Origin of the sequence: Agrobacterium larrymoorei (assembly GCF_037722385.1) — a bacterium.
GTDB classification, from domain to species: Bacteria; Pseudomonadota; Alphaproteobacteria; order Rhizobiales; family Rhizobiaceae; genus Agrobacterium; species Agrobacterium larrymoorei_C.
The window spans coordinates 504147-526385 of sequence record NZ_JBBKAQ010000001.1; the positions used below are offsets into that span (position 1 = coordinate 504147).

Here is a 22239-nt window from a genome sequence, read left to right on the forward strand (position 1 = left end):
AAAAAGAAGCCCCGGGAGCAAGAGCTCCCGAGGCTTTCGGTTGCATGACAAAGTGATTGCCGTCACACGGCTTCACTCATCTTGTAGTCCGTATTGGCAGGCTCCTGCTTATGCTGAACAAGCGGACGGTTGCCGGAGAGTTTGCGCACGAGTACGTAGAAGACCGGCGTCATGAAGATGCCGAAGATCGTGACCCCGATCATGCCGGAGAAGACGGCGACGCCCATCGCGGCACGCATCTCGGCTCCGGCGCCGGTGGAGATGACGAGCGGCACGACGCCCATGATGAAGGCCAGTGACGTCATCAGGATGGGTCGCAGGCGAAGACGACTGGCTTCGATGGCTGCAGCGATGGGGGAGCGTCCTTCGAACTCCAGTTCACGTGCGAACTCCACGATCAGGATGGCATTTTTCGCCGAGAGCCCGACAAGGACGATGAGGCCGATCTGGGTGAAGATGTTGTTATCTCCACCCGTCAACCAGACGCCGGTCATGGCCGCAAGCACACCCATAGGCACGATCATGATGATCGCGAGCGGCAGTGTGAGGCTTTCATACTGCGCCGCAAGGACGAGATAGACCAGCAGCAGAGCCAGCGGGAAGACCAGGAAGCCTGAGCTTCCGGCAAGAATCTGCTGATAGGTCAGATCGGTCCACTCGAAGGATATCCCCGCAGGTAATGTCTCATTGGCGATGCGTTCGATGGCTGCCTGAGCTTCCCCAGATGAGAAGCCGGGCGCAGGGCCGCCATTGATATCAGCCGCGAGGAAGCCATTATACCTCGTCGTGCGTTCTGGGCCTGTCGTTGCATCCACCTTCAACAGTGCGGAGAGCGGGATCATCTGGCCCTTCGATGACCTCACCTTCAACTGACCGATGTCTTCAGCCTGTGAGCGGAACTTGGCATCGGCCTGCACACGCACGCTGTACGTACGACCGAAGGCGTTGAAGTCGTTGACGTAGAGAGAGCCAAGATAGATCTGCAGCGTCTCGAACACGTCCGTCACCGAGACACCCAGTTGCTCCGCCTTGGCACGATCGAGATCGGCGTAGAGCTGAGGCACATTGATCTGGAAGCTTGAAAACAGGCCTGCCAGTTCAGGCGTCTGGTAGGCCTTGCCGAGAAATGCCTTGGTGACCTCATCGAGTGTCTGGTAACCGAAGCCTGCACGGTCTTCGATCTGCATCTTGAAGCCGCCGGTGGTGCCAAGGCCGTTGACGGGCGGTGGCGGGAACATAGCTATAAAGGCATCCTGAACCGCACCGAATTTCTGGTTGAGCGCCATGGCAATAGCGCCGCCTGAGAGCTCCGGCGTGGTCCGCTCTTCGAACGGGCTCAAGCCAACGAAGACGACGCCTGCATTCGAACTGTTGGTAAAGCCATTGATGGAGAGGCCGGGAAACGCGATCGCATGTTCGACACCTGGCTGCTGCATGGCGATATCGCTCATGCGCTTGATGACGTCTTCTGTCCGGTCAAGACTTGCTGCATCCGGCAACTGGGCAAAGCCGATCAGATATTGCTTGTCCTGCGCAGGCACGAAGCCGCCGGGCACGGCATTGAACATGCCATAGGTCGCACCAGCGAGCAGCATGTACACGAACATCACGATGCTCTTGCGATTGAGCAATCCGCCAACGCTTTTGCCGTAGCCATTCGATGCTGCGCCAAAGGCCCGGTTGAAGCCCCGGAAGAAGCCGCCCAACACCTTGTCCATGCCGCGAGTGAGCCAATCCTTCGGCGCATGGTGGTCCTTGAGAAGCAGAGCCGCGAGGGCTGGTGACAACGTCAATGAGTTGATGGCAGAGATGACGGTCGAGATCGCGATCGTTAACGCGAACTGGCGGTAAAACTGCCCCGAGAGGCCGGAAATGAAGGCCAGTGGTACAAAGACGGCCACGAGGACCAGCGCGATCGCGATGATCGGACCGGACACTTCTTTCATGGCGCGGTAGGTCGCATCACGCGGAGACAAGCCGTTCTCGATATTGCGCTCGACGTTTTCAACCACGACGATGGCGTCGTCCACCACGATACCAATGGCGAGCACAAGGCCGAACAGGCTGAGCGCGTTGATCGAGAAGCCGAAGATATACATGACGGCGAACGTGCCGATGATCGACACCGGGACGGCGATCAGCGGGATAATGGATGCACGCCATGTCTGCAGGAACAGGATGACGACGATCACGACGAGAGCGATGGCCTCCAGCAGCGTGTCGATGACCTTGTCAATCGAGGCGCGGACAAACTCGGTCGTGTCATAGACGATTTCGTATTTGACGCCATCCGGCATCGCTTTTTGCAGGTCCTGCATGGTCGCCGTAACCTGGTCGGAGATGGTGATGGCGTTGGAGCCGGGAGCCTGAAAGACAGGAATAGCCACGGCGGATTCGCCATCGAGCAGCGAGCGCAAGGCGTAGTCTGCCGCACCGAGTTCGACCCGCGCGACATCACGCAAGCGCGTAATCTCGCCATTCGAACCGCTCTTCACGATGATGTTGCCGAATTCTTCCGGGGTAGAAAGGCGACCCTGTGCATTGACGTTGAGCTGAAGATCGACGCCGTTCGGGCTTGGCGAAGCACCGATCGTGCCCGCTGCGGCCTGCACATTCTGTTCGCGAATGGCGTTACTGATATCGCTGGCCGCAAGGTCGTGTTCGGCGGCCTTCTGCGGATCGATCCACACGCGCATGGAGTAGTCCCCGGCGCCGAAGATCTGCACTTGGCCAACGCCCTCGATGCGCGCCAGCCGGTCCTTGATGTTAAGGACGGCGTAATTGCGCAGGTAGGTGAGGTCATACCGATTGCCGGGAGAGACGAGATGCACGACCATCATCAGGTCAGGAGAACTCTTGACGGTGGAAACGCCAAGGCTCCGGACTTCGGCGGGAAGGCGCGGCTCGGCCTGCGACACGCGGTTCTGCACGAGCTGCTGCGCCTTGTCCGGATCCGTCCCCAGCTTAAAGGTAACCGTCAGCGTCATGACGCCGTCGGAGGTCGCCTGGCTGGACATGTAGAGCATGTCCTCGACACCATTAATCTGCTCTTCAAGCGGTGTCGCCACTGTCTCGGCAATGACCTTCGGGTTAGCGCCTGGATAAGTGGCACGAACGACGATGGAGGGTGGCACGACTTCCGGATACTCGGAAATCGGCAAGGCGCGCATGCCAATTAGCCCTGCTACGACGATGAGGACCGATAGGACGCCAGCAAAGACTGGCCGGTCTACGAAAAATCGGGAGATGTTCATGGGTTAGCCCTCTCCGGGTGAATTCAGAACGCAAGGAATCGCACCGGTGGCGTGTTGCCACCGGCAGGAGGATCTCTGCTTGGATTGCGGAAGACGGGCCGGGTGAGCCCGTCGGAATTGTTATTGTGCTGCTGCGACCTTGTCTTCGGTCTGCGGAGCGACGATCGCGCCTGGGCGGATGCGCTGCAGGCCGTTGACGACGATCTTGTCTCCGACGGAAAGGCCGCTTTCGACGACGCGCATTCCTTCAGCGGATGGACCAGGCTTAATCTGGCGGTAGTTCACTTTGTTGTCTTTATCGACAACGAAGACAAACTTTTTGTCCTGATCAGTGCCGATTGCGCGGTCCGAAATAACAATGCGCTTTTCAGACTTCGGCTCACCCAGACGGACACGAACGAACTGACCGGGAATTAGGTGCCCATTGGTGTTGGCGAATACCGCGCGCACACCAATGGTGCCGCTTGCGCCGTCCACCTGATTGTCGATCAAATGCAGCGTTCCCTTGATCGGAGTGCCTTCATCGGCAAGCGTGCCGACTTCGACAGGGATTTGCTCCAGCGCCTGAAGCGCTCCATTCGAGTTTGGAAGCTGCGACAGTGCTTTGGTAACGATCTCCTCGCTTGCATTGAAGCTTGCATAGATCGGATCGACCGACACGAGCGTGGTGAGAGCAGGGGACGCGGATCCGGCGGCAACCAGATTGCCAACCGTCACATCAAGCTTGCCGACCCGCCCGGAAATCGGTGCGCGCAGTTCCGTGTAGCTGAGATCGAGCTGTGCGGTGGTCAAGGCTGCACGCGCCGCCCGCAGTTGTGCTTCAGCCTCCGCAACATTGCTCTGGCGTTGATCGAGATCGCTTTGCGAGATGGTGCGGTTGTCGGAAAGTCGCCGGCCCCGTTCCAGCTCGGTTTTGGCCAGACCGACCTTCGCCTGCGCTGAAGCCACCTGTGCTTCCGCGCCGGCAACGGTTGCTTGATACGGGGCTGGATCGATGGTGAAGAGCGGATCGCCAGCTTTCACCAGTGCGCCTTCACGAAAGTGAACCGCTTGGATCTGGCCCGCAACGCGAGAACGGACCTGGACACGCTCGACAGCTTCGAGCCGGCCGGAAAATTGCTCCCAGTGCGTGACGTCTCGGCTCTCAACGGGCGCGACCGTCACTGGAATTGCAGGCGCTTCCGCTTGTGGGGCCGCAGCGACGGCACCCGTCGTGATGGGAAGATCAAATAGCAGCGCTCCGGCTGCAACGGACATGGCAAGGCCTATGCCGACACCCGCAAGGGCACGGCGCTTGTTCTTGAGCGTCATGGGATACTCCTTGGCTTCGTGAGGAAGCCGATCATTGATTGTCTTAAATGCTAATGCTTGAGGTCTTGAACAAAACCCGAAAATTCATTGCAAACGGTTGGAAGCCATTTGCCACCTTCGCCTCGATAAAGTCCCGTCCAGCCGGAGCCAGCAGGGAAAACATGCAGCCGAACCTGTATTCCAGCATCGCGCAGGCGCTCGGCATAACTCACTGTTTCGTCACGCAGAGGATCGTCCTCGGCGGTAAAAATCAAAGCCGGAGCCACACGGTCGAGCCTTGTGCACTGGCACGGTGCCGCATAAGGGTGCGCGACCCCACAGGCCTTGGCCAAGTACCGGCTCCAACCTTCGGCCCAACGTTGTCGCATGCCGATCTTGTCGGCATCGCGGAAAGACATCGACGCCATCAACGGATCAATCATTGGCGAAAGCAAAATCTGTCCCGCCAGTTTGCCCGGCATCCTGTCGCGCGCCTTTAATGCGAGGCCAGCGGCGACATTACCGCCAGCCTCTTCGCCCGCCACAAACAGCAGGGACTTTGCGCTCCCGTACTGCTTGCGACTATTGCTGAGGCAATCGAGCGCATCGAAAGCCCTATCAATCACTGCCGGAAACTCATTGCACGAGCCTGTGCTGTAATCCGTTTCAACGACCACCGCTCCGCTTTCGGCGAGCGCCTTCGCGACTGGAAGTTGCGCACATTGCGCTCCCTCTTCTAGAAAAGAGCCACCTCTTAAATAGAGGACAAGCGGCGGCGTACGGCTTTGTTTTTCGGCGCTATAGACACGCACGGAGAGAGGCGTGCACGTCGTGCCGCTGGTCTCTAATGTGTGCCACAGGGTGTCCATCTTCGTTTCCTTGCGAGACCACAGAATGTGTCTCTTGTAGTGGTTTCTAATATGGATATATTGTTCGGGATAAGTTCCACAAGTTTCGAAATTCGAAAACACTATTCCAAATTGGTGGACAATCGAGCGAGGCGAACCAATGGACCAGTTGGCAGCGATGCGGGTATTCGCACGGGTTGTTGAGACCGGGAACTTCACCAAGGCTGCAAACGCCTTGAACATTCCCAAGACAACCGTGACGAACATGGTGCAAGGGCTTGAGGCACATCTGCGCACGACCTTACTCAACCGGACAACGCGCCGCGTAATGGTGACCACAGACGGCGCTCTTTACTATGAGCGTGCAACGCAAATCCTGGCGGAAATAGATGAGCTGGATGGGAGTGTTTCGAGTGCGAACGTCCAGCCTTCCGGTCGCCTGCGTGTGGAAATGGCCGGGATGTTCGCTGACGAGATTATTATTCCCAACCTTTGCGATTTCCACCAACGCTTTCCGCAGATACGCCTGGACATCGGGGTCGGAGACCGTCTTGTCGACTATATCGCCGAGAACGTGGATTGCGCTTTGCGGGTGGGAACGCTGCGCGACCAGTCGCTGATCGCCCGCAAAGTCTCGGAGCTTGATTTTCTTACCGTTGCCTCTCCAGCTTACATCGAGCGCTTTGGTATGCCGAAGACGCCGGAAGATCTTGAGATCGACCATCACTGTGTCGGCTATTTGAATGCCAATGCAGGCCAGGTGATGAGCATGGCTTTCGACAATGGCACCCGTTCAGTCGAGATTAGCCCGCGCTATATCGTGTCGGCAAACGATGCGAGAACCTACCAGCATGCCGTCGTTGCCGGAATGGGTGTCGGACAATTGGTGCCGTTCTCGATCAGAGACGAGATGAATGAGGGAAGGCTGGTTCGCGTTCTGCCCGAATGGAAGAGCGAGCCCATGCCGATCTACATTGTCTATCCGCAGACAAGGCACGTGACAAACAAGGTTCGCGTTTTCGTAGATTGGGTGGCAAAGCTGTTGAACAGAAGCGCTTTAGGAGCTCTTTGATCTACTTCTGAAAAATATGACAACGTCCTGAAATCTATGCGACTTGTGTAGCCTGCATTCCTTCGTTGCTTGAAGGGGCAATTTACTGTCGTATAACGGCGTTCACAAAGGCGATCGCGATTATCTTCGTCATGGCCGTCGATCGTGACGCACGAAGGTCTTATGAGGAGGCAAGACATGACAAAACGTATCGTTTTCACAGGTGGCACAGGCAAGGCTGGGCGTCACGCTGTCCTTAAGCTTCTGGAAAAGGGATACTCCGTCCTGAACATCGATCTGAAGCCTCTGGACCTGCCAGGAGTGAATACGCTGATTGCGGATATCACCGATAGCGGCCAGGTCTTCAATGCGTTGACAACACATTTCGGTTTCGCCGGTTTCGAAAACGGCGCCCCGCCTTCGCCGCCCGATGCCGTCGTTCACTTCGCGGCGATCCCGCGCGTGTTGATCGAGCCGGATAACAACACATTCCAGGCCAACGTTGTCGGAACCTACAACGTCATCGAAGCTGCGATGAAACTAGGCGTCCGAAAAGTCATCATCGCCTCTAGTGAGACGACCTACGGGGTGTGTTTTGCCGAAGGTGACAAGGACTTCCATTCCTTTCCTCTGGAAGAGGATTACGACATCGATCCGATGGACAGCTACGGCCTTTCAAAGCTCGTGAATGAGAAAACTGCCCGCGCCTTCGCCATGCGATACAAAGCTGATATCTACGCTCTGCGCATTGGCAATGTGATTGAACCGCATGAATACAGCAACTTCCCAGCCTTCATCGACAACCCGATGTCTCGCAAACGCAACGCCTGGAGCTATATCGACGCACGGGATCTCGGGGAGATTGTTCATCTCTGTATCGAGAAAGACGGCTTGGGCTTCCAGGTGTTCAACGCGGTGAACGACACGATCACGGCCGATCTGCCGACGGCAGAGTTTCTCGCGAAGTACGCACCCAACACCCCGATTACCCGTGAGATGGGGAAGGATGAGGCGCCCCTTTCCAATCGCAAGGCGCGAGAGGTTCTGGGGTTCAGAGAAGAGCACCCCTGGAAGCGTTACGTCGAGAGATAAGTTGCGCTCGTTTCAGCGTTTCACACCGCAATGAGGAAAGACGGCGGATTCGCACGGATCCGCCGTCGCCACTTACTCTGCGGTTCGAAGGCCGAGCTTTGAGCTCGGAGTTAGGTTCCGCTTCTCATCCTCGCAGGCACATCGTTGTCACCTCACACCTGGGCCTGGCCGCCATCGGCAAAGAGTTCTGCACCGTTTACAAAGCTGGCGTCATCGGAAGCAAGAAAGAGGCTGGCTTTCGCAATCTCTTCAGGATTGCCAACGCGGCCGAGCGGGATGCGGGTGGCCAGAAAATCGAGAAGCCCCTGCTGTTGGTCCTTGTCATCGCCGGCCAGTTCAACCAGCCCGGGTGTGTGGGTAGCCCCTGGCGAGACGACATTGACGCGGATACCGGTGCCCTTGAGATCAAGAGCCCACGATCGTGCAAGGTTGCGCACTGCTGCCTTGGATGCGGAATAGACCGAAAATGCTGCCGTCCCCTCTATCCCGGCGGTCGAGCCCGTTAGGACAATCGATGACACCTTGGACATCAGGGGCAAAGCCTTCTGCACCGTGAAGATGACGGATTTGACGTTGCGATTGAATGTATCGTCGATCTGCTCCTCGGTGATCTGGCCCAGAGGGAGCATGCTGCCTCCGCCTGCATTGACAACCAGGACGTCCAAATGGCCCTGTTCGCTTTTGATTTTCGCAAAGAGTGAGTCAAGGTCTGTATTGCGTCCCGAGTCAGCCTGAACGCCAATAGCGTCATGACCGATTTCAACGATTGCGCTATCAAGTGCATCCTGACGGCGTCCCGTTATGTAAAGGCGAGCGCCTTCGCTGGCGAAAAGCTTTGCCGTTGCTAGGCCAATACCGCTTGTGGCGCCTGTTACGAGGGCAACCTTGTTATGAAGTCTGTTTGACATTTTGATCTCCTGTCGTCAGCCGTGCGCAGTCGCTCAGCGAGAGCGCCGACGGCCTGTTTAAACGTCGAATTTTCGGGAGGAGGCGAGGCTCGAAGCCCGTCGTCGCCGTCCGATGAGCAGAAGGTAATTTGTCAGCAGGAGATCGAGAAGTCGCCCGCAATGGAAGGATTATCCATCTCTATGGATAGTGCCTCCGCCGTCAACGGGCGTCGACCTGCTGGAAGACGTCTGTCACCCAGTCGATGAAGGCACGCAATCGCGCATTTGGAAACCGATCGGACGGGTAGACAAGGTGAAGCGGGCGCAGCGCAGGCTTCCATTCCGGAAGAAGTTCCACCAACGAGCCGTTTTCAAAATGCGGCCTTGTCAGAAAGCCAAAGGTCTGGCCGATCCCAAGACCCGCGATGATCGCATTGAGGTGAGCAGTGCTCTCGTTGACAGAAATTCCAGAGACGCCTGGCGCGTATTCATAGTGCTCCGCGCCCCGTTTGAGCAAAAGAGGAAATGGTTTTCCCGAAGAAGCAGAAAAATAGCTGGCGATCCTGTGTTGCCGAAGATCGTCTGGATGCTCCGGTCGCTCTCTGTCTGCAAGATAAGAGGGGGCAGCGCAGACAACGAAATCCAGTTCGCACAGCTTGCGAGCTTTCAGAGACGAGTCCGCCAGTGGGCCGCCGCGAATGACGCAGTCAATTCCTTCACCTACCAAATCCGCAGAGCGGTCATTTACGCCTAGATGGAGGTCGATATCTGGATACTGGCTTTGAAATTCCGGGAGGCGCGGTATGATGATCTGATTGGCCATGACGGAGCCAATGTCCACCCGCAGTCGGCCTTTGGGGGACCGGCGCGCACCTCCAACCGTCCCGTCCATCTCATCAAGATCGGCGAGTAGCCGAAGCGCTTTGTCGCGGTAGGCCAGTCCCTCTGCTGTCATTGTGAGTGAGCGGGTGGTGCGTTCAACAAGCTTCGAGCCGAGATGCGACTCCAGATCCTGGACCATCTTACTAACAGAGGATCGCGGCAGATTCATTTGGTCTGCCGCTTTGGCGAAAGACCCCGCTTCGACAACGCGGACAAAAGTTCTGATTGCGAGGAGTTGATCCAAGGGGTGCCTGCGTCTGGGTAAACGGTCGCGAAGGGGGTGAGTGGTCAATCACTGAGACCGCCACCTCTCTACGCAAGTTTATAGTACCAGCCCCGGAATCTGAATTGTTTTCCGAAGGCCAAGCGGGCGTTCAGAAAACGCAAGCAGGCGTGCCGGCAGCAAGGCTCTCCATCAAGATGCCCGTCAGTCTTGGCTTTGTGTAACTTTACCGCGGCATCCGCGCAAATCCTTTCGCCAAGATCGGTCCCGTCGGCCGCCCTGTCGGCGATCCACCTGCCTGTTCAAGCGTCAACTCATAGAGTTGATCGGCACGGGGTTTTGGGAGGGCTGGTCCCTGCAGGCGAGCCGAACGGACCCCCTCAATTAGCCCAAGCGAGACGGGCCCCACGTCACGGGAAGGCAGGGTCCAAACCTGAATCGTCTTGTCGCGTGGGACGGCGAAATCGGCCAGTAGCCGAACAGACGCTTCGTCATTGCCGAAATCCTCGACGACCGCCTGGACTTCGCCCGCGTCATTGACCAGCACCGCGATGACCAGTGGTTCTACCGTGCGGGTGAGGCTGTAGACGAGGCCAATTGCGAGAAGCAGCGAGGCCGCAAGCGAGGTAAGCGCGGCGAATTTCCAGCGCCGTACGCCATTGTCGTTTGCGACTGGCAGAGCCATGGTGGGCTTCTCTTGCTGGGGGAGGGCAGACTCGATGCGCCGCCAGAGGTCTTGACTGACCGATTGAGGGGCCAAGCTCGTGTCTAGTGGCAGGAACCGATCCCTGCTCGCCGCGACCGCAGCCTTGAGTTCAGGATCACGCTTCATCGCATCCTCAATCTCTCTGGCCTCAACCGGGTCAAGCAAGCCCAACACATACTCGTCGGCGAGATTTGGCACGTCCTTGGGGTCATAGTTCATGCCAGGCACTCCCGCAGCGCCGACAGTCCACGTCTGATCCATGATTTGGTGGTGCCGAGCGGTATCCGCAGCCTTCCTGCTATTTCTCCATGTGAGTAACCACCGACATAGGCCATCAGGATGCCTTGCCGCTTTGTATCGTCCAGCGAGCCAAGACACGCATAAAGGCGTGAATTGCGATCCAGGCGATGCCAGGCTGCCATGATCTCGTCCGATTGCTGATCATCGCGCAGTGTTTCAACGTCTTCCACTGCATGTTCCCGTTTGCCGTCACGAAGCAGATTAAGCGCTCTATTGCGGACGATGGCATAGATCCAGCCGCGCGCCGAACCGCTATCGGAGCGATACTGGTGGGCGTGCGTCCAGATGCGGATGAAGGCGTCCTGCACCACCTCTTCTGCAAGCTCACGACGCCGGACGATGCGCTGGGCGACGGCGATAAGCCTGCCCGCCTCTTGATCGAATATCTGACGCAATGCCAGCCGGTCGCCATTGGCGCAGCCATCGAGCGCCTTTTCTAGATCAACTGGCAAAGAGCCCATCATCGTCAAACTCATCTCCTCGGATCGAAAAGTTAAATCCGGTGTCTTTGACATCTATACCCGGGTCGATGGTCCTTAGATGCAAGTTTCAAAAAAAAATTTTCACCTCCTGCATCCAATCGCATCACCCGTGGTGTCTTCAAGATGGAAGGTTGAAAGCCATGTGGCGAAACCTTCTTTGATTTTAAACGCACGGGAGAAGAATATGCAGACCATTCGTTTTGCTTTGGCAGCCTCCATATCCGTTATCGCGACTGCAACATCCGCGCTCGCGGCGCCAGTATTGGGCTTAAGCGGCGACAAGACGCTCGTCATGTTTGACACGGAAAAGCCCACGGTGTCGAAGACGATGGAGATCACAGGCGTCGATAAGCTTGTCGGCATCGATTACCGCCCAGGCAACAAGACCGTTGTAGGTGTTACGCCCGATCATCGCATCGTCAGCATTAATCTGGAAACGGGCGCCGCAACCGACGTCGCGAAAATGGATAAGATGCTGACGATCACCGACGCTCCGGTGGTGGTCGATTTCAACCCGATGGCGGATCGTCTGCGCTTTATGACCGGCACCACCAACCATCGCGTTCACCCGGACACGGGTGCAGTGACGGTCGATGGCAAGCTCGCCTTCGAAGAAAGCGATATGCACAAGGGAGAGACGCCGAACATCGTCGCAGCAGCCTACACGAACTCGATTGGAAAACCGGAAAAGACGGCGATGTACAATATCGACGCCACCATCGGCGCATTGATCCAGCAAACGAAGCCCAATGATGGGACGCTGAAGGCGATCGGTAAGCTTGGCCTCAAGGATAAGCCCGCGACGTACGCGTTTGATATTCAGGGCATGGAAGGCGGCAAGAATGCCGCCTATCTCGTTGCAAACAAGATGCTCTACACTGTCAATCTCGAAACCGGCAAAGCCACTGAAGTCGGCGTAATCACCGGCCTCGACAATGATGTAAGAGACATTGCCGTCACGCCCGCAATGTAAGCAAAAGAGGAGGTGGTTGGCCAAAGTCGACTGCCTCCTTCCTTCTCGTAAAGTGGTTGCTTCACGCGAGACACTGCTGAGCGTCGACTAAAATCCGCTGCCGATTGAGCTTGCCCGATGAGGGGGTGTTCACGCTAATCTGCTGCTCAAGGCGATTCTGGCAGGAGGAAACGATGAGCCGCAACATCATTCTGGTCGATCCGCTCCCGAGAACGCTGGACCTGATCATGGAGCCCGCCGTCCGCGCCCGTCTTGAGGCGCTTGGCGAGGTGATCGTGTCCGAGGACCGCCAGATGTCCGCCGAGGAGGTGGAGCGCTACCTGCCCGATACGGTATTAATTTTCGGGCAGACCGACATGCCCAGAGAACGCTTGGATCGCGCGCCGCGATTGAAGGCGATCATTAATGTTGAATCGAATTTTCTGCCCAATATCGACTATCAGGCCTGTGTCGAGAGAGGCATCTGGGTGATCACACCGGCGTCTGCCTTCGCGTCGCCGGTTGCGGAGGCGTCGCTTGCCATGGCGCTGGATTTGGCCCGAGGTATCACTGTCGCCGATCACGCGTTCAGGCAAGGCACCGAGCGTTATGGCCTGGAGGGTAACACGGAGACATTCCGCTTTGCTGGAGCTCCGGTCGGCATTATTGGTTTTGGCGATCTCGGCCGTGAACTGCGCGAACTCATCCGTCCGTTCAGAAACACTGTTCGCGTGTTCGATCCCTGGCTGCCAAAGGAGATCATCGAGCGGCTCGACTGTGTACCATCGACACTTGATGAGGTCCTGCGCGAAAGTCAGGTCGTTTTCGTCTTCGCCAGCGTTACAAGCGAAAACGAAGGGTTTCTCGGCAAGAAGGAATTCGCCTTGATGAAGACGGGCTCAGCGTTTCTGTTGATGAGCCGCGCCGCCGTCGTCGACTTCTCCGCTATGATTGAGGCCGCAGCGTCCGGGCATATAAAGGTCGCGACAGACGTGTTTCCGGAAGAGCCGGTCCCGGCTAGCGATCCTGTTCGCCAAGCGCCGGGCATTCTTCTTTCTGCTCACAGGACCGGCGGCACGCGCGATGCCTTTTATGCCTTGGGTTCGATGGCCGTGGCGGATGCTGAGCTCATTATGAAGGGGCTACCGCCCAGGCTCTGCCGTCGCGCAGATCCGGCGACTGCCAGCATGATGAGGTCGAAGCCGGTGTCGGTATCCTAAAAAGCGTCGCGATCTTTCAGACTTGCTCGTACGCTTTAGGTCCTCGTTATCGAATGTCGTTCTCGCGAAACGGCCACACACCGTTGTGCGACGTGTTTCAGTCGTTGAGCAGCATGCGCTTAGCTCTTGCTCAACTTTTTTTTCGCCTCCGCAAGAATCTGCTCGAACTCATTCAAGCGCTCACCAGGTTTGTCGCTTGAACACTGGAAGATCAACCTATCGTCTCGGCGGGCCCCTCCGCCGGTCTTTGTCAGATAGGAGAGAAGTTTTGCTGGCGTCTTTGCTGTAAAGGTAAGCGCAAGAGCTTTCGGTCCCGCTTCAATCTTCGAAATGCCGAGCCTCGCTGCGCTCACCTGAAGGCGGCTAGTCCGTAACAATGTCAGCACCTCTTGCGGAACGTCGCCGAACCTGTCCTCGAACTCTTCTTCAAGATCGTTTATGGCAGATCGATCGGAGGCTCGATAAAGCTTGGCGTAGAGGTTCAGCCTGGTGGCAGGATCGGACACATAGGTGGCGGGTATCGTGCCCAATTCGTCGAGTTGCAGGACCGTCCGTGGGGGGAACGGCGAAGGCTTCTTGGCCAGCTCTGCTACGGCCCCAGCCAAGAGCTTTTGATACAGTCCAACGCCGATCACACTCATATGGCCAGCCTGATCGTCGCCGGTTATGTCCCCTCCGCCGCGCAGGTCGAGGTCTCGCATACTGATCGTCAAGCCTGATCCGAGCCTGTCGCTCTCAACAAGAGTTGAAAGTCTCGACAACGTCTCGTCGCCGAGATCCGCACCTTCTTCCAATATAAGGGTCACTCTACCCTGCGAGCCAGAACGACCAACCCGTCCTCGCAGTTGGTGAAGTTGGGCAAGCCCAAAACGCTCTGGGTGCCAAATGAACATGGTGTTGGCGCGCGGAACGTCGAGCCCATTCTCGATAATGTTGGTAGCAAGCAGGATATCTCCATCACCGGCTGCAAAACCTACGATCGTCTCATCAATCGTTGCTGCCGGCATCTTGCCATGCGCCACTCTGACAGACAGTTCTGGAACGATCGTCTCGAGTATCTTTTCGACACCCTCAATGTCCTCGATACGAGGGACGACGACGAAACTCTGTCCGCCTCGGCGATATTCGCGCATCAGGCCGGTTCTCATCGAGGTGCGATCAAGAGTGGCAAGTGAGGTACGCACCGGCCGTCTGCGCGATGGCGCGGTTGTGAGAAGGCTGACCTCCTGAACGCCAGCCATCGCCGATTGAAGCGTTCGCGGGATCGGCGTTGCCGACATCGTGAGAGTGTGAAGAGACGGAGCGAGCCTGCTCATCGCACTCTTTTCCTTCAATCCGAAGCGATGTTCCTCGTCCACGATCAGTAAGCCGAGGCCAGCAAAGCGCACATCCTTCGCAAAGATCGCCTGCGTCGCCACGACAACACCAATCGTGCCATCCTCAAGTGCTTCTTTCGTCTGCTTGGCTTCGGCTGGCTTGACGAGCCGCGACAACATCCCGATCGAAATGCCTGTCCCCTCAAAGCGTTGCTTGAAGGTTTCAAAGTGCTGTCGAGCCAAAACGGTTGTGGGAGCGATGACAGCAACCTGTCCGCCGGCGAGGGCCACGGCCGCTGCAGCGCGCAGAGCGACTTCCGTCTTGCCAAAGCCGACATCTCCGCAGACGAGACGGTTCATCACCTTTCCAGATGCGAGATCGGATAAAACGTCATTGATCGCGTTTGCTTGATCGCGGGTTTCGGCAAAAGGGAACCGACGGGTAAAGGCCGAGAATTGAGCACGAGGAGGGACAAATACAAGCGCCTTTGCGGATTGCCGTTGCTTGGCGATTTTCGAAAGATGACGGGCGGTAGAAACAATGTCTTCCGCGATCTTTTGCCTCTTTTTGCTCCAAGCCTCCGTATGGAGACGATCAAGCGAAACAGCATCGGGTTCTGAACCATAGCGCCAGAGCTTGTCGAATTCTTGCATCGGAACGAGGATCGAATCTCCATCACGATACTGCAATCGTGCCGCGGCACGCGCGACGTTTTCAACAATGATTGTCTCCAGGTCCTTGAGAACCCCAACGCCGTGATCTTCGTGCACAACCACATCACCGATCCGAAGCTCAGGTTCGGTTAGCAGTTGATGAGAGTGGGTGTCGGCTACCGGTCCATCGGGGACAGCAACGACGATGATACCCTCACTCGTATCGACAAAGCCCTCCTGGAGGTTACAGGCAATCTTCATGAGACTGCCACGCTTGGCTCTCAAAACGTCATCCCATCGGGCAACGGTACCGCTGGAAGCATCCGCTCCCTTTTCCAGTCGCCGATAAAGGGCTTCGGCGCGCTTGCCGTTGCCCGCGATCAGAACCTTCCTATGCTCTTTGAGAGAGTCTTGGGCGAACTTCGTCACCGCCTTTCGGTAATCAGCGTCATATGGCTTCGTCGGCAGATGGTCACCATCATCGAGGTGCAGGGTCTCCAACCGCATACGACCTGCCTGCTCGTCCCATTCGCCGAGGTCGAGATAGAGCGACTGCCGCGCCGGTGCATCCGCAGCGCCGAAATCAAGATGGGCCTGCTGCGCGTCTTCGATGATATCCAGATAGTGTTGGAGCCGCTGATTAATGCCCTGTCCCAGGACCACGGTCGTGTCACCTAGGAGATCAAACAGGCTCGGGGTGAGGTGGTATTGGCGAACGAGCGAGGTTTCGATGGTACCAGGAGATGGACCGTCGTCATGAGATGTTTCATCATCCCATATAACCTCCGAAGCCGGACCAATCGACACGTTCTGCAACGAGCTTTCCGTGCGCTGCGACAGGCGGTCGAAGCCGTGCAACTCCAGAACCTTGTCATCCTCATCGAGGACAATCCGCATTGGCCCCGGAGCACCGGCGGGGTAGATGTCGATGACACCGTCACGGACAGCCAATTCGCCCGGATCGTCGGCAACGCCTTCTTCTGTGTATCCTGTGCGTCGAATGAAATCCATGAAGGCTTGACGGTTGAGTGATATGCCGACACCCAGTTCGAAAACGCTCTTCGTGATCACGTCTGCTGGCGGGACACGTTGAAGGATTGCTTCCAATGACGTTAGCATCAGGCGGCGGCTATACCGTCCATCAAGCCATAGTCGCAGCGCGTCCATTCTCCTGCCCATGCAGTGGCGGGACGGAAGAACGCGATCGTATGGAAGGCAATCCCAAGGAGGAAATACAATGTGGTTTATCTCTGGGAAAAGAGCAGTGATGGCCTCCGCTATCCGGTCAGCTTCTCCCTCACTTGGTGCAACATAGCAGAGCGACGTTTCGGATCGGGCGAGCAAAGCGGCAAGCCTCGTTGCAACGAATCCCGGCGGAAGCCTTGGTGTCTCGATCGGGAGAGGGGAGCTGGTAGATGCGGCGGCACTTTTGTCTTTGGGTCTAGACGCGCTCACATCCATTCGCATTTCTTTCATCAGCAATTTCACCAGCCACCGAAAACAAAGTTTCCAGCAGCTTGTTCCTTGCCAGTGTCATCTATGCAGCGCGTGAGGCCTTGCGATGCACGATCGCGACGGCTCCTTAGTGAGCCGTCGAGGATGCGTGCTTGTTCGATTTGGTTGGAATTGAATGATCAGAGATCCTTTGCAATACGCAGACCGTCGTAGATTGCGGCGTGGGTGTTACGCGCTGCGACCGCATCGCCAATCCTGAAAAGCTGGAACGTGCCATTCTCGTTTCGCGTCACGGATTGGGCCTCGCCTGCAATCAGCTGATCGTGGGAGACTTCACCGCCGTTGATCGATCGAGGCTTGAGTTCAAAGTAGAGTTCATCCAGCGGCCGTGTCCCGTGGTTGACCACCACCTGGTCGAAAAGCTTGCGTTTGTCGACGCCGCCATAGTCGCTGCCGATGTGGGCCAGCAACTGGTTTCCGCTTCGCTCCACTGCAGTCAGCGTGTAGGTCACGGTGAACGTGGTTTCGAGCTTCTGCAGTGCTCTGATGTAAGGCACGAGATTCATTCCCATGACTTCAGGCGCAAAAGCGCGGTCGCGTGTCATGATCTCGACCTTCGCTCCGGCCTTTGCGGCAATCTCGGCAGCCTGAAGGGCTGCATGGTCGCCAGCATCGTCATAGATGAGGACATTCGTGCCGGGTTTGACGTCGCCCGATATGATGTCCCATGAGGAAACCACGAGGTCGTTGCCAGTTGCCAAGACATCGGTATGGGGAAGTCCGCCTGTGGCGATAATCACCACGTTCGGCTTTTCAGCCTCTACGGTCTCGATATCCGCCCAAGTGTTGAAGTGGAACTGGACACCGAGCTTTTCACACTGGCTCATTCGCCAGTCGATAATGCTGATCATCTCCCGGCGGCGTTCGCTTTGAGCGGTCAGACGAATCTGCCCGCCAGCATTGTTAGCGGCCTCGAAGACGACGACCGAATGTCCACGTTCGGCAGACACGCGAGCAGCTTCAAGCCCTGCCGGTCCCGCACCGACGATAACCACTTTTTTACGTTGCGTGGCCTTCGGTATGGTATGAGGAATCTCGATTTCTCGTCCGGTTGCAGCGTTATGAATACAGAAGGCCATACCGCCCTGATAGATGCGATCGAGACAATAGTTTGCCCCGACGCAGGGTCTGATGTCGTCCTCGCGTTTTTCCATAATCTTACGGACGATGTGAGGGTCTGTCATATGGGCTCGGGTCATGCCGACCATATCGACCTTGCCGGATGCGATCGCGTGGCGAGCGGTAGCAACGTCGGGAATCTTCGCGGCGTGGAATGTGGGGAAATTGGTCGCGGCTCTTATCTCTCCGGCAAAATCGAGGTGCGGCGAGTTGGCCATGCCTTGAATGGGAATGACATCGGTCAGTCCCGGGTCGGTATCGATATGACCTCGGATGACATTGAGATAGTCGATGAGGCCGCTGTCCTTGAGACGCCGGGATATCTCAAGACCCTCTTGCGAGCCCGTGCCGCCTGAGAGCCGTTCATCCGCAGTATACCGAATGCCCAGGATGAAATCGTCCCCCACGCGCCCTCTGATGGCGCTTAGCACGTCAAGACAGAAGCGCATGCGGTTATCGAGCGAGCCGCCGTAAGGCCCTTCCAGTTCGTTGGTGCGCGGCGAGGTGAACTGCTCGAGGAGATGGCCATATGCCTCAAGCTCCACGCCATCCATCCCGCCCGCCTTCATCCGCTCTGCGGCATCAGCAAAGTCCTTGATGATCCGCTCGATATCCCAATCTTCAATCTTTTTGGGAAAAGCGCGATGCGCGACCTCGCGATGATGCGAAGGGGCCACGACCGGAAGCCAGTCGCCCTTGTCCCAGCGAGTGCGACGGCCAAGATGCGTCAGCTGCACCATGATCGCCGCCCCTTGCTCATGCACGGCGTCCGTCATTTCGCGGATCCACGGAACGATCTCGTCCTTGTAGGCCAGCAGGTTGTTGAAAACCGGCGGGCTGTCTTTCGATACGGCCGCTGATCCGGCGGTCATGGTCAGTGCAATGCCGCCCTTCGCCCGCTCGACCGTGTAGGCCCGATATCGCTCCTTCGGCATGCCGTCCTCTGGATAGGCGGGTTCGTGCGCAGTGACGATGATGCGATTGCGGAGCGTCAGATGCTTGAGTTGAAAAGGCTGGAGGAGGGGATCGTTCGACATCGGCTATCTCCGCAAGATGGGTTGTAGAGCAGGCTAGAAAAAATGTACATTAGTGTCAATATTAAGAACATAGGAGTACATAAAGCGTTCGGCGACGACTTACGCGATTGTTCGCGGGCCATTGGTTTGCTAGGAACCGACAATGACGGAAAATTCGAACGACAGTGGTTGGCGCGGATCGCAAGAGGTTTGGCTGCAGGCTGCCTATGAAGCCTTACTCGAGACAGGCGTGGAATCCGTCAAAATCCTGCCGCTAGGGAAAAAGCTGAACTTGTCTCGGACAAGCTTCTACTGGTTCTTCAGGGACAGGGAAGAGCTTCTGGCTGCGCTGCTGGCTCGCTGGAGAGACAAGAACACAGGCAATCTAGTCAGGCAGTGCGATGCTTACGCGGAAGGCCTCGTCGAGGCGATGTTCAATGTTTTTGATTGCTGGATCGACCCTAACCTGTTCGATCCACGCTTTGAATTCGCGGTCCGCAGTTGGGCACTGCAATCGGAGGACATTTCGGCAGAGATAGAGGCCGCGGACCGTGTGAGGCTCTCTGCGCTACAACACATGTTCATGCGGTTCGGCCATACCAAGCTTGATGCGGATGTTCGGGCTCGCACGACTTATCTCGTCCAGATCGGTTACGTTTCTATGCGCACGACAGAAGATATCGCGCTGCGTATGAAACGCATACCTCACTACGTCGAAGTCTATACAGGCATTGCCCCCCAGCAGCGTGATCTCGACCGTTTTTTTGCCCGTCATGGCTTTAAGGCTGCAGAATTCAAGTGATGCTAATTCCTCCACGGCGACGCGATCGGAAGTTCACGTTCACTATCCAAACCTCTTAAGAGAAGTCGGTTCTGCTTCGAGAGCGAGCCTCAATACAGAAACTTCGGCAGTCAAAGGCCTGTCGAATAGATAGCCTTGCCCTAAATGGCTTCCTGCGGCACGCACAATTTCGCGGTGCTCCTCGGTTTCGATGCCTTCGGCGACGATCGTCAATTTAAGCCGATGAGCAAGATCACATGTGCCGGCAATGATTGCAGCCGCTTCGTCGCTGTGAGATGCGCCGCGCAGGAATGACTGGTCGATCTTGATCTTATCGAAGGGGAAGCGACGGAGATAGGAGAGGGACGCGTAACCGGTGCCGAAGTCATCCAGGGAAATTCGGCAGCCCATCAGCCGTAGTTCATGAAGAACGGCGAGCGCGCGCTCATCATTTTCGATCAACGTACTTTCCGTGATCTCGATTTCGAGGCGGTCTGGTGCCACCCCGTGTTTGGTCAAACAGGCGCGCGTGTGGAGCACAAGGGACGGATTGGTCAGCTGAGCTGCGGAGACGTTGACCGCAATAAACGTTTTGGTTGGAAGCTGGGCGGCATGCTGGCATGCGGCTTCGATGACCCATGATCCGATTGGCCCGATCTGGCCGCTCTCCTCGGCGATCGGGATAAACTCGGCAGGGGAGATGAGGCCAAGTTCACGATGTTGCCAGCGCAACAAAGCCTCGAAACCCTGCGTGGTATTGGTAGCGAGATCGACGATCGGCTGAAAAAGCAGGAAAAGCTCCTGCCTTTCGATCGCCGCCGCCAAATCGTTCCGCAGGAGTTGCCGACGGGTGAGGTGCTGGTTCATGTCGGAGTGAAACGTGATGAAGCGACCACGTCCGGCCTTCTTTGCTTCGTAAAGCGCAATGTCGGCGTGTCTGAACAAGGTGGATCCTTGATCGAAATTCACGTTGCTCGAACTCACGCCGAGACTAACGCTCGAGGTAACCAATCTTCCATCGATTTCAAATGGTGCGCGCACTTGCTGCAAGATGCGCTTGCTGCATTCGACAGCGTCATTCTCGGCGCCAGAACCCGTGTAGAGGATCCCGAATTCGTCACCGCCAATGCGTGCAATGACGCTGGCGCCCGCGCAAGACGAGCTCAACCTCTTCGAAAGTTCGACAAGCAATTGATCCCCCGAGGCGTGGCCCAGCGTGTCGTTGATCATCTTGAAGTGGTCGACATCCAGAATAATCAGTGCCTGCTCGATGTTCTGTTTGTCCGAAATCGAAGCGTGGAAGCCGATACGGTTTGCGATACCGGTGAGGGAGTCTATCCTTACGACGCGGTCCAATTTCGCGTTCTGGCGGAAGACGAAAACCAACAGGACCGCGCCGAAGGCTACGAATGTCATCGTAACGAAACAGATCGTGGCGAAGATGATACTGAGTTGGCTTTGGTTTTGCTGGATCTCATCGCCGACATTTGCGTGTGAAAGCGATCCGAGCCTTAGTACGGGTGCGATGAAGGGTTGAAGCTTCGATACGCCTTCGCGCATTGCGACCGGTGAGTGGGGCTCGGTGACGAGCGGTGCCAACGCAGAAACGACCTTCTTCAGGTCCTCCAGCATCGCCTTTTGCTTGGGGTCAGTGGTAGACGAACTGGATGAAAGAATTTTCAGACGGTTATTGATGATGCTGAGGCGAAACGAGACATCGGTAATGTCGCCTGACGTCTGGCTTTGCTGAAGGGCAAATTGGAGACGCAGCAACTCTACCGCGGTTTGACCGAGATCGAAGGTGCGATTGTAGCGGGACGCCTCCACGATGTGGCGTTGGTAGCTAAATGCGAGGACAGAACTCGCAACAGCTAACAGCGCAAGAACGGCCGTCACCAGCGTCAAGGTGAGCTTGAGACGCCGGTAACGAATTGGAAGGTCGATCGTGTCTCCAACCGCTCTCACAGGACGTTTATTTCCGCAATTTGCCACACGGCACGACTATAGTAGGTTTGATGCTGCAACTCTGGCCGACTGTCGAATGGGAAAACGAGGAAGACGGGTCCTTTATCGCTAACGGGCATAATGGCACCGTTCTGGCGGGTCGCTAGAAGCGCGCCGGCTTCGAGCAGTTCGGATAAGTCCGCTTCCACTTCATAATCGTTCAGCGCGATGATTTGTAGTTTCGTGCCCTTCAACCGTGTTGCAGTAAGAAAATCCTTCAACAGTACACCACTGAACTCCGTGACACCGTTGTGCCAAGGCGTTTTCGTGGAGAACGTCGTTTGGGGCATCTTGTCCATTGTGGGCAGATCAAGCGCGATCGAAGTTTGCTGTCCAGAGGACAGACCCTGGACCTTCAAGATGGGTTCGGATGAGTGTGCATTGCTGCTTGCGACGACACCGGCGAGCGCAAGTCCGGTCAAACAACGCATGAATAGTCGGCGAGTTGGCATCGATCGTCCCCAGTTGGATCGCCAAGCCATACCTTAAGTATCGTTGTGATCAATCTTATTCGATTGCGGTATTATGTTATGTGTAATAATGATTTAATGCCGCTTCGAGGAAAGGTCGCATTTTAACGATTACGGGCGAAGCGCTTATGTTTTCAATTCAAATTGACTTCGGGAGGCGTCCGCCTTGCAGCTTGC

16 protein-coding genes are annotated in these 22239 nt (G+C 56.6%); 5 read left to right on the plus strand and 11 right to left on the minus strand.

The genetic code is table 11. The features are described from left to right. Positions 1-62 precede the first annotated feature (62 nt). The 3 genes from WKI41_RS02255 to WKI41_RS02265 form a co-directional block, all read right to left on the minus strand. A complete protein-coding gene (locus tag WKI41_RS02255; protein ID WP_340191900.1) occupies positions 63-3254 on the minus strand; it encodes a multidrug efflux RND transporter permease subunit in 3192 nt (1063 codons plus the stop codon). 120 nt (positions 3255-3374) lie between these two features. Then, positions 3375-4565 carry an efflux RND transporter periplasmic adaptor subunit gene (locus WKI41_RS02260; RefSeq protein ID WP_340191901.1) on the minus strand — a complete coding sequence of 397 codons (1191 nt, stop codon included), beginning with the start codon at positions 4563-4565 and terminating at the stop codon, positions 3375-3377. Positions 4566-4615: 50 nt separating this feature from the next. Then, positions 4616-5413, minus strand: a complete 798-nt coding sequence (locus tag WKI41_RS02265; RefSeq protein ID WP_340191902.1) for an alpha/beta hydrolase fold domain-containing protein — start codon at positions 5411-5413, stop codon at positions 4616-4618. 139 nt (positions 5414-5552) lie between these two features. Between WKI41_RS02265 and WKI41_RS02270 the strand changes: the two genes are divergently transcribed. Further along, complete coding sequence (locus tag WKI41_RS02270) at positions 5553-6464, plus strand: LysR family transcriptional regulator (RefSeq protein WP_340191903.1); 912 nt, start codon at positions 5553-5555, stop codon at positions 6462-6464. Between the two features lie 177 nt (positions 6465-6641). Further along, complete coding sequence (locus WKI41_RS02275) at positions 6642-7535, plus strand: NAD-dependent epimerase/dehydratase family protein (RefSeq protein WP_340191904.1); 894 nt, start codon at positions 6642-6644, stop codon at positions 7533-7535. Between the two features lie 152 nt (positions 7536-7687). Here WKI41_RS02275 and WKI41_RS02280 read toward each other — a convergent pair whose 3' ends face one another. The 4 genes from WKI41_RS02280 to WKI41_RS02295 all read right to left on the minus strand — a co-directional run bounded on the left by WKI41_RS02280 (position 7688) and on the right by WKI41_RS02295 (position 10994). Beyond that, on the minus strand, positions 7688-8443 hold the full coding sequence (locus WKI41_RS02280; RefSeq protein WP_340191905.1) for an SDR family NAD(P)-dependent oxidoreductase: 756 nt from the start codon (positions 8441-8443) through the stop codon (positions 7688-7690). Between the two features lie 199 nt (positions 8444-8642). Then, positions 8643-9548, minus strand: coding sequence for a LysR family transcriptional regulator (locus WKI41_RS02285; RefSeq protein WP_340191906.1), 906 nt, complete (start codon positions 9546-9548; stop codon positions 8643-8645). A 205-nt stretch (positions 9549-9753) separates the two neighbouring features. Then, positions 9754-10452: an anti-sigma factor gene (locus WKI41_RS02290; RefSeq protein WP_340191907.1), complete on the minus strand. Its 699-nt coding sequence runs from the start codon at positions 10450-10452 to the stop codon at positions 9754-9756. Then, the gene (locus WKI41_RS02295) at positions 10449-10994 is read right to left on the minus strand and encodes a sigma-70 family RNA polymerase sigma factor (RefSeq protein WP_340192296.1); all 546 of its coding nucleotides are present in this window, start codon (positions 10992-10994) and stop codon (positions 10449-10451) included. The genes WKI41_RS02290 and WKI41_RS02295 overlap by 4 nt, the downstream gene beginning before the upstream one ends. 205 nt (positions 10995-11199) lie before the next feature. On the opposite strand from WKI41_RS02295, the gene WKI41_RS02300 reads away from it, so the two are divergent. Continuing rightward, positions 11200-11988, plus strand: coding sequence for a DUF4394 domain-containing protein (locus WKI41_RS02300; protein WP_340191908.1), 789 nt, complete (start codon positions 11200-11202; stop codon positions 11986-11988). Positions 11989-12161: 173 nt separating this feature from the next. Beyond that, entirely contained in the window at positions 12162-13187 is a 1026-nt protein-coding gene (locus WKI41_RS02305) for a hydroxyacid dehydrogenase (RefSeq protein WP_340191909.1), read from the plus strand. Positions 13188-13306: 119 nt separating this feature from the next. On the opposite strand, the gene WKI41_RS02310 is transcribed toward WKI41_RS02305, so the two are convergent. Next, positions 13307-16324 carry a DEAD/DEAH box helicase gene (locus WKI41_RS02310; RefSeq protein WP_340191910.1) on the minus strand — a complete coding sequence of 1006 codons (3018 nt, stop codon included), beginning with the start codon at positions 16322-16324 and terminating at the stop codon, positions 13307-13309. Between the two features lie 467 nt (positions 16325-16791). Beyond that, complete coding sequence (locus tag WKI41_RS02315) at positions 16792-18828, minus strand: FAD-dependent oxidoreductase (protein ID WP_340191911.1); 2037 nt, start codon at positions 18826-18828, stop codon at positions 16792-16794. Positions 18829-18970: 142 nt separating this feature from the next. Between WKI41_RS02315 and WKI41_RS02320 the strand changes: the two genes are divergently transcribed. After that, the gene (locus WKI41_RS02320; protein ID WP_340191912.1) at positions 18971-19609 is read left to right on the plus strand and encodes a TetR/AcrR family transcriptional regulator; all 639 of its coding nucleotides are present in this window, start codon (positions 18971-18973) and stop codon (positions 19607-19609) included. 42 nt (positions 19610-19651) lie between these two features. Here WKI41_RS02320 and WKI41_RS02325 read toward each other — a convergent pair whose 3' ends face one another. Both WKI41_RS02325 and WKI41_RS02330 read right to left on the minus strand, forming a co-directional pair. Further along, positions 19652-21187 carry a putative bifunctional diguanylate cyclase/phosphodiesterase gene (locus WKI41_RS02325; protein WP_340191913.1) on the minus strand — a complete coding sequence of 512 codons (1536 nt, stop codon included), beginning with the start codon at positions 21185-21187 and terminating at the stop codon, positions 19652-19654. A gap of 362 nt (positions 21188-21549) precedes the next feature. Next, positions 21550-22044, minus strand: coding sequence for a molybdopterin-dependent oxidoreductase (locus tag WKI41_RS02330; protein WP_340191914.1), 495 nt, complete (start codon positions 22042-22044; stop codon positions 21550-21552). Between the last annotated feature and the right edge of the window lie 195 nt (positions 22045-22239).

Excerpts from the sequence above, each read along its gene's own strand:
- WKI41_RS02265 (WP_340191902.1), bottom strand. The coding sequence starts at position 5,413 with ATGGACACCCTGTGGCACACATTAGAGACCAGCGGCACGACGTGCACG.
- WKI41_RS02310 (WP_340191910.1), bottom strand. The coding sequence starts at position 16,324 with ATGGACGCGCTGCGACTATGGCTTGATGGACGGTATAGCCGCCGCCTG.
- WKI41_RS02320 (WP_340191912.1), top strand. The coding sequence starts at position 18,971 with ATGACGGAAAATTCGAACGACAGTGGTTGGCGCGGATCGCAAGAGGTT.
- WKI41_RS02275 (WP_340191904.1), top strand. The coding sequence starts at position 6,642 with ATGACAAAACGTATCGTTTTCACAGGTGGCACAGGCAAGGCTGGGCGT.
- WKI41_RS02295 (WP_340192296.1), bottom strand. The coding sequence starts at position 10,994 with ATGGGCTCTTTGCCAGTTGATCTAGAAAAGGCGCTCGATGGCTGCGCC.
- WKI41_RS02300 (WP_340191908.1), top strand. The coding sequence starts at position 11,200 with ATGCAGACCATTCGTTTTGCTTTGGCAGCCTCCATATCCGTTATCGCG.
- WKI41_RS02305 (WP_340191909.1), top strand. The coding sequence starts at position 12,162 with ATGAGCCGCAACATCATTCTGGTCGATCCGCTCCCGAGAACGCTGGAC.
- WKI41_RS02260 (WP_340191901.1), bottom strand. The coding sequence starts at position 4,565 with ATGACGCTCAAGAACAAGCGCCGTGCCCTTGCGGGTGTCGGCATAGGC.
- WKI41_RS02315 (WP_340191911.1), bottom strand. The coding sequence starts at position 18,828 with ATGTCGAACGATCCCCTCCTCCAGCCTTTTCAACTCAAGCATCTGACG.
- WKI41_RS02280 (WP_340191905.1), bottom strand. The coding sequence starts at position 8,443 with ATGTCAAACAGACTTCATAACAAGGTTGCCCTCGTAACAGGCGCCACA.
- WKI41_RS02255 (WP_340191900.1), bottom strand. The coding sequence starts at position 3,254 with ATGAACATCTCCCGATTTTTCGTAGACCGGCCAGTCTTTGCTGGCGTC.
- WKI41_RS02330 (WP_340191914.1), bottom strand. The coding sequence starts at position 22,044 with ATGCCAACTCGCCGACTATTCATGCGTTGTTTGACCGGACTTGCGCTC.
- WKI41_RS02270 (WP_340191903.1), top strand. The coding sequence starts at position 5,553 with ATGGACCAGTTGGCAGCGATGCGGGTATTCGCACGGGTTGTTGAGACC.
- WKI41_RS02290 (WP_340191907.1), bottom strand. The coding sequence starts at position 10,452 with ATGAACTATGACCCCAAGGACGTGCCAAATCTCGCCGACGAGTATGTG.